Raw genomic sequence first — 14122 nt, 5'->3', positions numbered from 1 at the left:
ATAACCTCCCTTGTTGCTTTTATCATACGAGCGACAGGTAGGAAAAACAAGTAGATTTAAGCACAAACTAAGAACCCCTTTGTGGATAAAGGGGTTCTTGCATAGCTGTCGACAAGTGGTCGTTACTTGCTGCGCTTTTCGATGATTTCCTGCGCCACGTTTGGCGGGACTTCTTCGTAGTGCGCGAGCTCCATGGTGCTGGCAGCGCGGCCTTGGCTCATACTGCGGATGTCTCCAGTATAGCCAAACATGTTGGCAAGTGGCACAATCGCCTTAATCAGCTTGGCGCCGCCCATCAGGTCTTCCATGCTTTCTATACGGCCACGACGGCTATTGAGGTCGCCGATGATATCACCCATGAATTCTTCGGGTGTAGTCACTTCGACATGCATGACGGGTTCAAGGATGATCGGAGTGGCCTGCTTCACACCAGCGCGGGCAGCAAGGCTACCAGCTAGGCTAAAGGCGAGTTCGCTTGAGTCAACATCGTGATAGCTACCATCGTAGAGCGTTGCTTTGACATCAACCACTGGATAGCCGGCAATCACACCGCCATCGAGTGTTTCACGAATACCCTTTTGTACGGCTGGGCGGTATTCTTGTGGCACCACACCACCCTTAATAGCGTCGATAAATTCGAAGCCTTTGCCAGGTTCATTTGGCTCAAAGCGTACCCATACGTCACCATACTGACCACGTCCACCAGACTGCTTGGCGTGCTTGCCCTGCACTTCGGCGGTACCTTTGATGGTTTCACGGAAGGCGACTTGCGGCTCACCAACATTGGCCTCAACATTAAATTCGCGCTTCATGCGGTCGATCAGAATTTCGAGGTGAAGCTCGCCCATACCGCTCATAATCGTTTGAGCAGTTTCGTCGTCGGTATGCACACGGAAGGTTGGGTCTTCTTCGGCCAGGCGTTGCAAGGCAATGCCCATTTTTTCTTGGTCGGCTTTGGTTTTTGGCTCGACAGCAATACTGACTGGGGGTTCAGGGAATGTAATCGCTTCAAGCGCAATCGGGTGAGCGACGTCGCAAAGTGTATGGCCAGTGAAGGTGCCTTTGAGCCCCACGACTGCGGCAATGTCGCCAGCACCAACCTTGTCGACATCTTCACGCTTGTCGGCGTGCATACGGACAATACGCCCGATGCGTTCTTTTTCGCCAGTAGTGGTATTGAGCACGTAGCTACCGGCCGTCAACACACCACTATACACGCGCACAAAAATCAGCTTACCGACAAATGGGTCGGTTGCGAGCTTAAAGGCCAGCGCAGCCATTGGTTCTTTGTCGTCAGGTTTGCGGCTCACTTCGTCGCCAGTTTTAGGGTTTTTGCCCCATATTTCAGCTACATCAAGCGGACTTGGCAAATAGTCAACCATGAGGTCGAGCACCTTTTCGACAATGACACCGCGGCCATCGCCACCCGTAACAAGATAAAAGTCGCCTGCCAGCACACGCTTACGCAAAGCAACCTTTAACTCCTCTACGCTAATCGCTTCTTCACCGTGCTCGAAGAACTTCTCCATCAGCGCGTCGTCGGCCTCGACAGCGGCCTCAACCAGTAGACTACGCGCGTTCTTAGCTTTTTCGAGCATATCGGCAGGAACTTCACCTTGCACAAGCTCATGATCAGTAAAGTCACCATACGTATAGGCTTTCATGTCAACAAGGTCAACAACACCATTGATGTCTTTTTCAAACCCAATTGGCAAATGGATAGGTAGCGCATTTTTGCTGAGACGATTGTGAATACTCTGGAGCGATTTGTAAAAGTCGCCACCAGTCTGGTTGATTTTGTTGATGAAACAGATACGCGGCACACCGTACTTGTTGGCCTGGCGCCACACCGTTTCACTCTGTGCTTCCACGCCCATTTTGCCGTCAAATACTGTCACGGCACCGTCAAGCACGCGCAAACTACGCTCTACTTCAGCTGTAAAGTCAATGTGACCAGGAGTGTCAATGATGTTGATTTTGTGGTCTTTCCAAAAACACGTCACGGCCGCACTGGTGATAGTGATACCGCGCTCACGCTCTTGCTCCATCCAGTCGGTCGTCGTTTCACCTTCGTGCACGGCACCGATTTTGTGGCTCAGGCCAGTACGGTACAAAATACCTTCGGTTGTGGTTGTTTTGCCAGCATCAATATGCGCGATAATACCGACGTTTCTAAAGTCCTTGAGTGGGACATTGGTTGGAGTTGCCATTCGTTGTTCCTTATTATTTAGTTAGCTACCAATTTTTGCCATTAGAAAATAGCACTTGGGGTGTAGTATAGCACATTCTCCCTGGGGTGACTAGTAGCGAAACCGGCTAATTCCGTTATACAACCTGGTAGAAATCGGTGCCTTGCGACGGTGAAAGCACTACAATCACCTGCTTTGAATGAAACGGCGCGTCATGTATTTCGTCGCCATCTATAATTTGGCAATTTTCAAGCAGTATCCCGACACCAATCGTACTCCGCGGAGTTGTGCCGGATTCTTCATCATAAAATGCTAGTTCTGGCACGTCGCAAATGACCGTATTGACGCTCGTACCGACAATGCAAGTGCCTTCGTCAACCACCACTACATCACTAACACCAGGCTCGCTCTCGTCGAGAATAAGCACCCGCCCACCCGCTACGACCCTATCGCCTACACGCAAAGCCTCTAAGCGCGAAAGTGTTTTATCCATAAGTTTACTAATAGCAGCTAAATCACTAGCACTTAGTGGCGTATCGATGTCCCATTCCTCAGACATGCGCACATGGTCGGCAAAATCAGTCACAATCATATCAATGTCGGGCTGGATAGACACAAGGTCTGCGCCAAGAACACTATCGTGATATGCAATTGCATGCATTTCACTGACTAAACCGTCGGTGAGGGCCGCAAATATTTCATCATTAGACCCAGGTACTTCTGGTTGTGCGACGATTTCAGGTAGGGGCCTGGGGTTACTCTCTGCTTCACGCCAATAGTCCATCACCTCTTCTGGCGATGTAAAGGCGTGCACCGCAAGCTCACCAAACCGTTTGCGACTAGGCCTTAAGCATTCAAGCTTCATCACACTATCTACGGGGATGAGCCGAAGCTCGAAACCGCCGTCATAGGCAACCGCCTCTTCGGCGACAACAAATGCCATGCGGTAGGCGTCGTTAGCCCATACCATATCAAAGCCTACGATCACTCCCGAAAGCTTTGTTCGCTCCGGCATATGCTCCCACTCTAAACCAGTCTCGACAGCAGCGGTGCCAATGAGACCATCGAGCGTGAAACGATACTGTCCACTGTCGGGGCAAATACGGGCATAAATATAATCGACAATATGCTGCAAAAACTCATTGGTGTAGCGCACATCGTATTCCAGTTCAAATCGCTTTAGTGCGCCGAGCATGTGGTGGCCTGCTGGCTGACCCTCTGGTATGTCGTGGTGGATGCGCTGCAAAATCTTTGGGTAATGGTTGGCCAGCATAACACCAGTCTGCTCGGTCGACGGCTCGCGAAACGATAGCTCGACAATGTCTGATCGGTAGAAATAATACTCGCCGGCAGAGTTTAGCAGCTCTTCCAGGTCAACATCGTCGACTTCATCTTCGGCATCGACCATGGCGTCGGGCGTGGTCAGTGTCATGACAAAACGCCCGGTTGCGGCGTCGTCATAGGTTTCGGTATCAATTTCGATAAGCGCACACACCATGTTGAGGCCGACTACTTCAAAATATTCACCTAGCTCGTCTCGCCCTTTCCGTGCCTGCGACCCTACATGATCGCTATAGGCTTCGTCGATATCGCACCACGGCGCAATGCGCAGCTTACCGGTCACCTCCACCGGTGTACCAATCCAGCCCGTACTGCGTAGCATCTCATTAAGTCGTTTTACCTGGTCTTTGGCTTCGCGCTTGTCGTAGCCAGGGAGCGACTCCTGAGCAATCTCAATTTCGTCAAATAATTTCTGAAGTAGAGGGTCAAATCGAAATAATTCGAGTTTACCAAGCAGCTCTTCGGCCGCGTGATTTGCGTCGTCGGGATTGGCAGATGTATACTCACTCATACTTTATATTGTGTCAAATATATCGCGCTATTTGCAAGCATAGACAGGTTAGAAATGGAATTCTTTTAGACTAGCGATTGGCACATAGAGCCGAGTCGGGCCAGTGGGGTCGAGCCGCGTAAACACAAGCATTGGCTCTTCAACTGGCGAACCCGCATAAGAAGAAACGATATCAGTGATTACGCCTGTTATTGCATCAAATGCTCCAGCATGAGTCTCTTTGCCCTCGTACCGGACTTCGCCCACAACGCTAACCCGGCGTTTTGCGCCCAGTAAATCGCTGAGTGAATCAACGATTAGTCCTGCGGCATGCTCATCACCGCCACCCTGCTCTCCTAGTACCTGCAATAATTCCACGCGGTGAAGCGATGTCAGCTCACCATCGTCTCGCTCATAGAATAGTGCTTGCTGAAGCTTTAAAAGAGCCCTGTATGATTTTTTAAGATCAGGCATATCCTCAAGCCTACGCTTAAACCGTTTCATAGCAACACTAAACTGCTCCATATCGTGTAGGTCAATATTGAGTAAACTCGCCGTATCGTCAAGCGGTACATATATATACTCCGTCACACTGACATCACGAGCAATGCGGCGAGAACCCGGGATAGCCTGCCGATACATAATCGGACGGTCAAGCACTTTTACTGCCATTTCAATCCCCACCCTATACGATACATCGCCTTCCCCCTCTTCGACTTGGTCCACATAGGCAACAACCTCTTCCAAAGATACATGGTACCGCTCCATAAGGCTGTTTTCGCGAATATTTTGTTCGGGGTTGGGACGGAAAATTATTGCACCACCCGGCATCCCCGGTTCAGTGTTCTCGTAGCCATCGTGAAGATAGTTTGGTATCGATATACCTATACCATCCGCCACATAGGTATGTTGTTCCATAGCCTCCCAGTCGTCACCGAACATATCGACGATTGCCTGCTGAACTGTCTCGGCAGCTTCTATGGCATCTTCGGCTGTTTCGTAGCATACACTTGCCGCTTGTTTAGCAAATTCTCGGGCACCGTAGAGCAAAGTCTGATGGTAGCGGATCGTTTCGTAGTGAGTCGTGCCCCTTGCTGGTGCTATGTCGGTAATTTGAGCGTCATCGTACTCAGCCACTTCAATAGCGAGCGATTCAGGACCAACCCGAGCCGCTAGACTGCGGGCAAGCGACAGGCGAGGCCGAACACAAACTGCCGAGCGCAGGGTCGCCACCGGCACAAGCAGCACATCATCGTCATCATCACCATCTGTCTCGGTGTGGGTATACAATGTTAACAGGGGTACATATGCTTCATTGCCATCTAGCTGTTTTGCGAGAGCCAACTGCACGGAGCCAATATACCCAGGGGTATGGAACGGTTCTTTCAGGGTTGCGGGAAACTGTATTTCATCGCCCTCATCATCATGACCAGTGATTATAAACGACCCCTCAAGCTCAAGATTATGCATAATACGGTGGTCGATCCCCAAACGATCGTTCATGTACATCGCGAGTTTATCAAGAATATTATAGTCACCGAACTCTGAAGGCTGTAATTTCAACGAAAGGTGTTCCATACCACGTATCTTGTCGGTCAGGCTCGCCCCCTCCTCGATCGCTGCGTTAATAGCAGTGATAGCTTCGGGCATTAGCCGTTCGAGTTGCCAGGTAAGAGACGCGGGAGCAATTTCTGCAAATTGTAGCGAAAAGATATCCTCGTCAAAGCAATAGTAACGGGGACTATCGGCACTTGAACCTACCTGACTAAACATGTACACCGCCCTCATGGCCGATGCATCGTCGAGTGGCACAAACTCCATGCCCCATGCTGTCATGAGCGCTGAACCGTCAGGAATATAGTACTCGCCATAGGCGTCGCGCATAGCATTCGGCAGTGGAGCACCCTCACTGAGGGCCCGGAGTTTTGCAAACAACTTCACCGGCGAAGCGCTATAGGGCCAATCATTTTCGATAGCCAATGTAAGCTGAGTAAACTGGTCATCGCTGACATGTAACTCATCCTCGCGGAGCATACGCTCAACATCGCGGATACGCTGCCTCAGCGTTTCGAGTACTTCGTCATGTTCGGCAACCGCGCTATAATGTACTGGCTCAAAATCAGCTGAACCGTCGTGTGTCTCAGCCATCGCTACGGCTCCTTGCCTCGGAATAGCGCAACATGCGGCGAAGTATAGCGCGCAGACTCAATCCATTGAATACCCCCGCAGGGAATGAGAAGGTGTTTGTCTGTCCCATCTCGCGTTGCGCTATGGAGCGTCGCTTCGATAAACGGTACGAGCCGCTGACGACCGTTGGTCTGTTTTATCGTTACATCGCCAGGACGAAGCAATATTTGGTGGATTGAGATCACACCTTGCTGGGGATATTGCAGAGAGTTCGGATATGGCTCGCCGTTACTTCCAACCCCAATGAAGGGACCGACAAATGACACATAGTACGGCAAATTGGGCTCAAGTTCGGCCTTGTAGGTTAAGTACACCATCGCATCACGAACAGCCTCAAGATCGAGCGGATCGTCGACGTCAGCATCAAAATAAAAAGCTTCGATATCTTTGACAATTTGGTCATCGCGACGCGCCTGGAATGCAATTGTATCAATGTCGGCCGCATACTCTGGAAAATCATAGGCGAATCGCTGCAGCCTACGCTCGACCGATGGGAATGGAAGTTCTAAATGATCAAGTTCATCCAGACTCACGAAGCCCGGAAATGACATTGCGCCGGTATCATCTCTTACGTGCACAGAATGACCAATTCGATGACCCGCTTGCACAACTTCACCGTCAACAACAGTCGTAGCCGGTGCAAACATAAAACCATTTGAGATTACCGGCAAGTCAACTACCTGTCGAGCGCGGAACTGGCCAGATATAACATCTGCCGTATGTAGCGTGCCAGATACCCACATGGGCGTATTCATATATGGCCATTGTCCGTCAAGTTTTCGTATCATAGCGACCAGTTCTTCATTAGTAGTTGCGGTTGTGTTCGCGTCCTGCAAAAACTTGCGTGCCTGTGTGTATATATTCTCGACAAGTGGGTCGCTCAGCTGCTCATTGAGCGAAGCAAACAACTCAGCTTCATCAGGAGTGGTATTAAATTTATCAGACGGCTGTCTATCAATCATATTGTTATTTATATAAATACATATTTGACAAATATGCAACCCCTTATTTACGCGACAAGTTGGCTGCGGGATGGGCTGAAAAAGGCTTTTCTCGATGCTTTATCGTTTGACAGCCCCTGTACTCGCGCGAGGGATCGAACCACTTGTCGTGCCGTGTGTAGCGGAAGAGCCGCCAGAAACTCGCGACTTGGCATGACTCCTACGTAACCATCCTCCATTTCACTCAGCCGTTCACGAAATCGTTCTAGGCGATATGCTTCTTTGTCGTCATGCGCCATACCATGAAGATCGTGGAGCCCGTGAAAACGAACAATATCGTAAAGGTTCTGCACTTGGCACTGTTCGAGGATGTATTGTTCCATAACATCTCTGCTCGGTGGCACAGGTGGGTCGGTAATTTTATGTGTAAAGTCATGCAGATCTCTGGGTAAATACAAACGAAGTGTTGGGCTATTGCGAAACTGCATTGCAATTTGTTTACCATCGGTTTTTTGTCTATACCACCCTCGTGGCCACATAATATGGTGTGGGCCCTCATACGACCCCTGCCAGTAATATTCTGTAGATACCGTCCCAAGCACTCTGCGGAACAGCTCGCGCGTATCAACAATTCCATGCTCGTTGTAGGGAGTATCGATCATTTTCTCGACGACAACACGGTTGCCTACAACATAAACATAATCACTATGGTCCGCCAGACGACTAAGTAGGCGTGCGCTCTTCGCCGAGCATACATACCCATCTGTACTTTTCGGTGCTTTTTCCCCCATTGATTCAACTATGCCAGACCGTGCACTTTAGTGCAACCTAAAACCGCCCCAGGCGTGGAGCGGTTTAGTGATTGCTGCGAGCAACTAGCTGCGCGCAAAATGAGCAAATGCTCGGTTGGCTTCGGCCATTTTGTGAGTATCTTCTTTTTTCTTGAAGGCAGCGCCGGTTTCATTGTAGGCATCGACAATTTCGAGCGCGAGACGCTTCTCATAGGGAATGCCGCTGCGGCCACGAGCACTCTGCACTAACCAGCTAAATGCATAGTGGAGCTGACGGTGCCCTTGCACGGGGAAAGGAATTTGATAGTTAGCACCACCAACACGACGGCTTTTAACTTCAAAATTCGGGCTAATGTTTCTCAGAGCTTTTTCAAACACTTCAAGTGGTTCTTCGCTCTTTAGCGTCTTAGCAGCCTGCTCAAGCGCGGCATACACCATTCGCTCAGCGGCCAACTTCTTGCCATCAAGCATACTCTTGTTAATGAGACGTTGCACCAGTACGCTCTGGTATTTGCGATCAGGTTTAATGGTGCGTTGTAGTTTCTTAGTGACTTTTCTTGGCATAAACTATTTCTCCGCCTTCTTGGCACCGTACTTACTACGGCCTTGTTTGCGCTTTGCGACACCCTGCAGGTCGAGCGCACCGCGAACTATGTGGTAACGGACACCTGGTAGATCGGGCACACGACCACCGCGAACAAGCACAACAGCATGCTCTTGTAGGTTATGCCCCTCGCCACCAATGTAAGCCCAAACTTCGTGACCATTAGTAAGGCGCACGCGGGCAACTTTACGAAGCGCCGAGTTTGGTTTTTTCGGGGTTTTGGTCGTGACTTTGACACAAACACCGCGTTTTAGCGGCGCGTCTTGGTCGTAGTAGCGAACCTTCAGTGCGTTATGGATTCGCCCGAGTGCCGGTGATTTGCTCTTCTTCCCGGCAATCTGGCGAGGTTTTCGCACGAGCTGATTAATTGTAGGCATTTGTATTCCTTATGCTATAGCGCGTTATGTCTAACGCTTTCTCGTTTATAGATTGTGGCTGATAAGGCCATTTACGACACCCGTGCAGCAAACACAGGGTTGCGCGTCTTAATTGCCACCGCCTCACACACTGAGCCGGAAACAATAAGAGGAAACTCGCTTGTTATTGTAACAAATTTTGCAGAATCTGTCTAGAGCCACTTGCTTCACAGTTCAGAGAGACCTACAATAAACATGAGAAGTATAGTTGTCAAATATAAGGAGAGGAATATGAACAACCGTCCGGCATCACAATCAGCCCAGTTGGTCGATAATGATCATGCGATACAAGACTTGAACAATGAGAATTTGATCGCTCAAACCCAGAATGAGCTTGTGATAGAGAAAAAGAAGCGACGGTCAAAACCCCTACTTGTCGTCGTATTAGCGCTATTGCTAGTAGCGCTAGGTGGTGTCGCCACGCTCCTACTATACAAGCAATATTTTGAGAAACAGCCAATACCGACGCAAACAACCTCGAGCTCTACCTCTCCTGTTTCTTCAAAAAAACTAACTGCAGCTGACACAATAAATGCCGTAAATGAAATACTTCGGGGTACCGTAGAAAATGAGTCGACCGCAATGCTCCAGCCCCTGAAAGTTGCTGGCTATGATTTCTACACAGGCATTGATCGCAATAAGATTGTATCAATCGCACAATCAGTACCGGCAAACGATGCCCCTGTCATGCGTGCAAAAATAACCAAGCTACTAAAAGAAAAGGGGTTTAGTGACTCTACTTTGAACTCCGTTGATGATATGGAAACTTCTACAATTCGCTATGCCGAGGCTGACGTCGTTTGCTCACTCTTAGATACAAAAACATATAACAACCCGGCTGGTCCTCATCAATTCGTAATTGGCTGTGGAAATATGAGCGACTACGTGAGTACGGCCAAAGCTCAGTCACCATTTTATGGTATCTACCCAAACAAATCTGACGTCGATGCAACGGTATTGTTTAATGGCATACCCGTTGTCAAAGCGAGTAGCACTCAAGGCTACCAGACGGCTCAGATTGGTGTCAGCGGCGTCATGGACGGTCAAATCGGTATGGGCGGATTTGCAGGTCTATTCTACCAGACGCCCGACAAAGTATGGCACTATTTTACAGGCACACAAGGCCTTATACCATGTAGTGATTACGCAGGGAGCGACATTAAGAAGGCGTACTTCGGCACCGATTGCAGCAGCGCTGATGGAAAAACCACTCAGAAAGTAAGCCTTTAGCAGCTACGTACTCTTCTTGCAACAAATTACCCCGCTACCAGGCGGGGTAATTGTTTGGTGTGATTGACGCTACGACTCCAGATCGACTGCTGCCGAAATCTCTTCGACAACATCTGTCTCATCGGTCGCGAAATCACCGAGATCGACTGCTTCTGGCACGTAGCCTCGAGCACCAGTTCCAACAGGAATCTTACGTCCGATGATCACATTTTCTTTGAGGCCGTTTAGCCTGTCGGCGCGTCCACTAGTAGCAGCATTGATCAGAACACGAGTCGTATCCTGGAAGCTAGCAGCGGAGAGCCAGCTATCACTCCAAATCGACACCTTGGTAATACCGAGCAGAAGCTGTGTGTACTGCGCCAGCGTCTTGCCGGCTGCTGCAAGTGATTTGTTGGCATCAACTACGCTTGCTTTGCTGACGATATCACCCATCACAAAGGTGCTATCGCCCGGATCCTCAACTTGCACACGACTGAACATCTGGCGAACGATGATCTCGAGGTGCTTGTCAGCCACATCTTGTCCCTGGGCGGCGTATATACGTAGTACTTCATTGATGATATAGCGCTGGGTAGCTTCAGTACCCTTAAGGCGCATAAGATCATGCAGGTTCAGTGAGCCACCAGTTAGGCGATCTCCAGCTTCCACATGGTCGCCAGCCTTAATAACAAGCTGCGCGCTACCGGGAATTTCGTAGCGTACTGGAGCACTAGCGTTAGCGGCAATCACTAGAGTATCTTCAGCTAATTCAACAACACCGTCAAATGGCGCGACGAGCGGATGCGCTTCACCTTCAGTTGTGGCCAGCACATCACCAACTTTGACATTGCTCCCAGCCTTTACTGCTACCGTACGGCCCTCAAGCGGCATGCGTTCGACATGTCCCGCTTCTGGGGTCACCTGAACAACATACCTTTTGCCATCTTCCCATACATCGACAAGTCCGGTAACTTCACTCATATAGGCCTGACCCTTTGGAGTGCGCGCTTCAAACAATTCTTCGACACGCGGTAGACCCTGAGTGATGTCCGAACCACCGACGCCAGAACTGTGGAAGGTATTGAGCGTTAGCTGTGTGCCAGGTTCACCGACTGATTGTGCAGCGATAACACCGACTGGCTGAGCGTTGTCTACAAGCTCGTTTGTTGCCATGTCAAGACCATAGCTCTTGCGGGGAATGCCGTTTAAGTTGTTGGTTGAAAGCACGTTTTGGATAGTTACCTCAGTCACATCACTGTCAGCTTCGATCGCATTGGCAATGGCACGAGTAATCAGCTCGTCTTTCCCTACATGACCAGGAACTTCCTTAGCGGTATAGCGACCATAGAGGCGGTTACCAAAATCAATCATAGTCATTTCTGATTCAGATCGATAAATCGTAAAGCCTTCGTCGTCACCGGTTTGATCCTCAACCGTAAAGACATCTTGGCTAACATCAACAAGACGACGAGTGAGGTACCCCGAGTCAGCCGTCTTAAGTGCAGTGTCAATCAGACCCTTGCGTGCACCACGTGTTGCCACAAATGCCTCCAGGCTCGAAAGGCCACGTTTGAAGTTGCTACGTACTGGTAGCTCAATCTCACGGTTGGTAGCGTCCACCTGAATACCAATCATGGCGCTTGCCAGTTTGACGTTAGTAATGTTACCGCGCGCGCCCGAGTTAACCATTGTCGAGATACTAGTGTCCATTTTACCAAGCTCGACGCGCAGGAAATCTTCAATCCTACGGTCAACACCGCGCCAATTCGCGACCGTTAGACTATAGCGCTCATCATCGGTGATCAGTCCTTGATCGTACTGATCAGATACAAGCGCAGTCTTAGCGTCACCTTCGGCGATAAACTCGCTAATCTCATCAAAGCTCAGGTAGTCTTGCATACCGGTCGATACGGCACTTGTCGTTGCAAAACGGAAGGCAAGACCTTTCATGCGGTCGGCAGTATGCGCAGTTTCTTCAGCACCATACTTGTCAAAGATTTGCGCCAGAACTTTTTTGAGCTCTTTCTTGTTCTGTACATTGTCGTTGTACGGAAAATCAGCAGGCAGAATCTCGTTGAAGAACACGCGACCAAGCGTCGTGGTACGAATTTCATCTTTCGCACGGACGCGAATTGGACTTTGCAGTTGCAGTTTGCCCATATCATAGGCAAGCTCTGCGTCGCGGCTGTTGGCAAAGACTGCCACGGTTGCCGTTTGCGCACTTGGCTTGTTGTATGTTAGGTAATAGTTACCAAGCACGATATCCTGGTTGATGTTGAGCACTGGGCTCCCGTCGGCAGGTTTGAGCAGGTTATTAACCGCGCTCATGAGCTCCTTCGCTTCGGCCTGTGCTTCTTTACTCAGAGGCAAGTGAACAGCCATCTGGTCACCGTCGTAGTCGGCATTAAAACCACTAGCGACAAGCGGATGTAACTGGATTGCCTTACCCTCGACAAGCACTGGCTGGAAGGCCTGAATACTCAGGCGGTGTAGTGACGGTGCGCGGTTGAGTAGGACATACTTTCCTTCGATACACGCATCAAGCGCGTCCCATACAACTGCTTCTCCAGCTTCGATAAGCCGTGTTGCGCTGCGAATGTTGTGCGCATACTCACCACGAATCAACCAGCTAATAACAAACGGCTTAAACAACTCAAGTGCCATTTGCTTTGGCAGACCACACTGATGGATTTTGAGCTTTGGACCAACCACAATCACACTACGACCCGAATAGTCAACTCGCTTACCAAGCAGGTTCTGGCGGAAACGCCCCTGCTTCCCTTTAAGCATATCGCTAATGCTCTTGAGCCTCCTGCGACCACCAGTCGCATTGACGGCACGACCACCACGAGCCGCAGAGTTATCAATCAGGCTATCAACAGCTTCTTGAAGCATGCGCATTTCGTTACGGCGGATCACTTCTGGCGCGTTGAGATCAATGAGTTTCTTCAGGCGGTTGTTACGGTTGATGACACGACGATAGAGGTCATTAAGGTCACTAGTCGCGAAACGACCACCTGTTAGCTGAACCATCGGGCGCAAGTCCGGAGGAATAACTGGCAGAACAGTCAAGCAAAGACTACTTGGTTTGATACCAGCAGCTTGCATGCCTTCAAGAACCTTCAAGCGCTTGAGTAGCTTCTTCTCTCGTTGACCTTTAGCACCTTCAACTTCTGCCTGAAGCTCGGCAATAAGAATCGGGAGATCAACTTCGTCGAGCATAGCTTTAAGGGCTGTTCCGCCCATCCCAACAGTTACAAGCTCCTCATATTCTTCAGGAAGATTACGATAGTCGGTTTCGTTCAGCATGGCTCCCTTTACAAGGCTTTCCAGCTGTACCTTCTTGACACCCGCAGTAGCTTCCAACTCCTCTAGTTCACGACTTTGGGCTTCAGCAAGCTTCTTGACATCGGCATCCTCGACACCAGCTTCCCTTTCGTACCGAATCTTTATCGCCACGCGGGCTGCTTCAGTTTCGGCCTCGAGATCAGCAAGCATTTGTTCACGCTTCTCATTGTCGGCCGCCAAGATCACGTAGGTTGCAAAGTATGCGATACGCTCGAGATTGCGAACAGTAATGCCAAGCAGCAGGCTCATAGCGCTCGGTGTACCACGCATAAACCAAATGTGCGCTACAGGAGCAGCCAGGTTAATATGAGCCATGCGCTCACGGCGGACAATCGCCTTGGTGACCAGTTCACCGTTTTTGTCGATAGCGGCTTCACGCGACCGCACGCCCTTTAGTTTGTTGTCATGCGGGTTGATGTCTTTGACTGGACCGAAAATTCGTTCACAGAACAAGCCATCGCGCTCTGGTTTTTGCGTACGATAGTTAATTGTCTCAGGCTTCGTGACTTCCCCATAACTCCATTTCAAGATGTCTTCTGGGCTTGCGACCGCCAGTCGCACTGCATCGAAGTCAGCGATGCCCGTAGTGGCTACAACACGTGTCAT

The 14122-nt window shown here is 49.9% G+C and carries 9 protein-coding genes; 1 reads left to right on the top strand and 8 read right to left on the bottom strand.

Annotated features, from left to right (window positions below; genetic code table 11):
• Positions 1 to 122: 122 nt before the first annotated feature.
• The 7 genes from fusA to rpsL form a co-directional block, all read right to left on the bottom strand.
• Entirely contained in the window at positions 123 to 2210 is a 2088-nt protein-coding gene (fusA, locus tag IPM09_01880; GenBank protein ID QQS22272.1) for an elongation factor G, read from the bottom strand.
• Between the two features lie 115 nt (positions 2211 to 2325).
• Complete coding sequence (locus tag IPM09_01875) at positions 2326 to 4041, bottom strand: hypothetical protein (GenBank protein QQS22271.1); 1716 nt, start codon at positions 4039 to 4041, stop codon at positions 2326 to 2328.
• Positions 4042 to 4089: 48 nt separating this feature from the next.
• Positions 4090 to 6168, bottom strand: a complete 2079-nt coding sequence (locus tag IPM09_01870) for a hypothetical protein (protein QQS22270.1) — start codon at positions 6166 to 6168, stop codon at positions 4090 to 4092.
• A gap of 2 nt (positions 6169 to 6170) precedes the next feature.
• Entirely contained in the window at positions 6171 to 7169 is a 999-nt protein-coding gene (locus tag IPM09_01865) for a hypothetical protein (protein ID QQS22269.1), read from the bottom strand.
• 47 nt (positions 7170 to 7216) lie between these two features.
• Complete coding sequence (locus IPM09_01860) at positions 7217 to 7939, bottom strand: hypothetical protein (GenBank protein QQS22268.1); 723 nt, start codon at positions 7937 to 7939, stop codon at positions 7217 to 7219.
• A gap of 84 nt (positions 7940 to 8023) precedes the next feature.
• Positions 8024 to 8503 (bottom strand): 30S ribosomal protein S7, encoded by a 480-nt coding sequence (gene rpsG / locus IPM09_01855; protein ID QQS22267.1) that lies wholly within the window; start codon positions 8501 to 8503, stop codon positions 8024 to 8026.
• A 3-nt stretch (positions 8504 to 8506) separates the two neighbouring features.
• Positions 8507 to 8920, bottom strand: a complete 414-nt coding sequence (gene rpsL, locus IPM09_01850; GenBank protein QQS22266.1) for a 30S ribosomal protein S12 — start codon at positions 8918 to 8920, stop codon at positions 8507 to 8509.
• Between the two features lie 270 nt (positions 8921 to 9190).
• Here rpsL and IPM09_01845 point away from each other — a divergent pair, with 270 nt between their 5' ends.
• Positions 9191 to 10189, top strand: coding sequence for a hypothetical protein (locus IPM09_01845; GenBank protein ID QQS22265.1), 999 nt, complete (start codon positions 9191 to 9193; stop codon positions 10187 to 10189).
• Between the two features lie 69 nt (positions 10190 to 10258).
• On the opposite strand, the gene rpoC is transcribed toward IPM09_01845, so the two are convergent.
• Positions 10259 to 14122: a DNA-directed RNA polymerase subunit beta' gene (gene rpoC / locus IPM09_01840; GenBank protein ID QQS22264.1), complete on the bottom strand. Its 3864-nt coding sequence runs from the start codon at positions 14120 to 14122 to the stop codon at positions 10259 to 10261.

The sequence above is a fragment of the Candidatus Saccharibacteria bacterium genome, from assembly GCA_016700015.1.
GTDB lineage: Bacteria > Patescibacteriota > Saccharimonadia > Saccharimonadales > Saccharimonadaceae > Saccharimonas.
Note: the sequence above shows the minus strand (reverse complement) of the source record. Positions and strands in the feature narration are given on the sequence as shown.

Bases quoted from the DNA above. Each gene is read 5' to 3' on its own strand.
- IPM09_01845 (QQS22265.1), top strand. From the start codon at position 9,191: ATGAACAACCGTCCGGCATCACAATCAGCCCAGTTGGTCGATAATGAT.
- rpsL (QQS22266.1), bottom strand. From the start codon at position 8,920: ATGCCTACAATTAATCAGCTCGTGCGAAAACCTCGCCAGATTGCCGGG.
- rpsG (QQS22267.1), bottom strand. From the start codon at position 8,503: ATGCCAAGAAAAGTCACTAAGAAACTACAACGCACCATTAAACCTGAT.
- fusA (QQS22272.1), bottom strand. From the start codon at position 2,210: ATGGCAACTCCAACCAATGTCCCACTCAAGGACTTTAGAAACGTCGGT.
- IPM09_01870 (QQS22270.1), bottom strand. From the start codon at position 6,168: ATGGCTGAGACACACGACGGTTCAGCTGATTTTGAGCCAGTACATTAT.
- IPM09_01860 (QQS22268.1), bottom strand. From the start codon at position 7,939: ATGGGGGAAAAAGCACCGAAAAGTACAGATGGGTATGTATGCTCGGCG.
- rpoC (QQS22264.1), bottom strand. From the start codon at position 14,122: ATGACACGTGTTGTAGCCACTACGGGCATCGCTGACTTCGATGCAGTG.
- IPM09_01865 (QQS22269.1), bottom strand. From the start codon at position 7,169: ATGATTGATAGACAGCCGTCTGATAAATTTAATACCACTCCTGATGAA.
- IPM09_01875 (QQS22271.1), bottom strand. From the start codon at position 4,041: ATGAGTGAGTATACATCTGCCAATCCCGACGACGCAAATCACGCGGCC.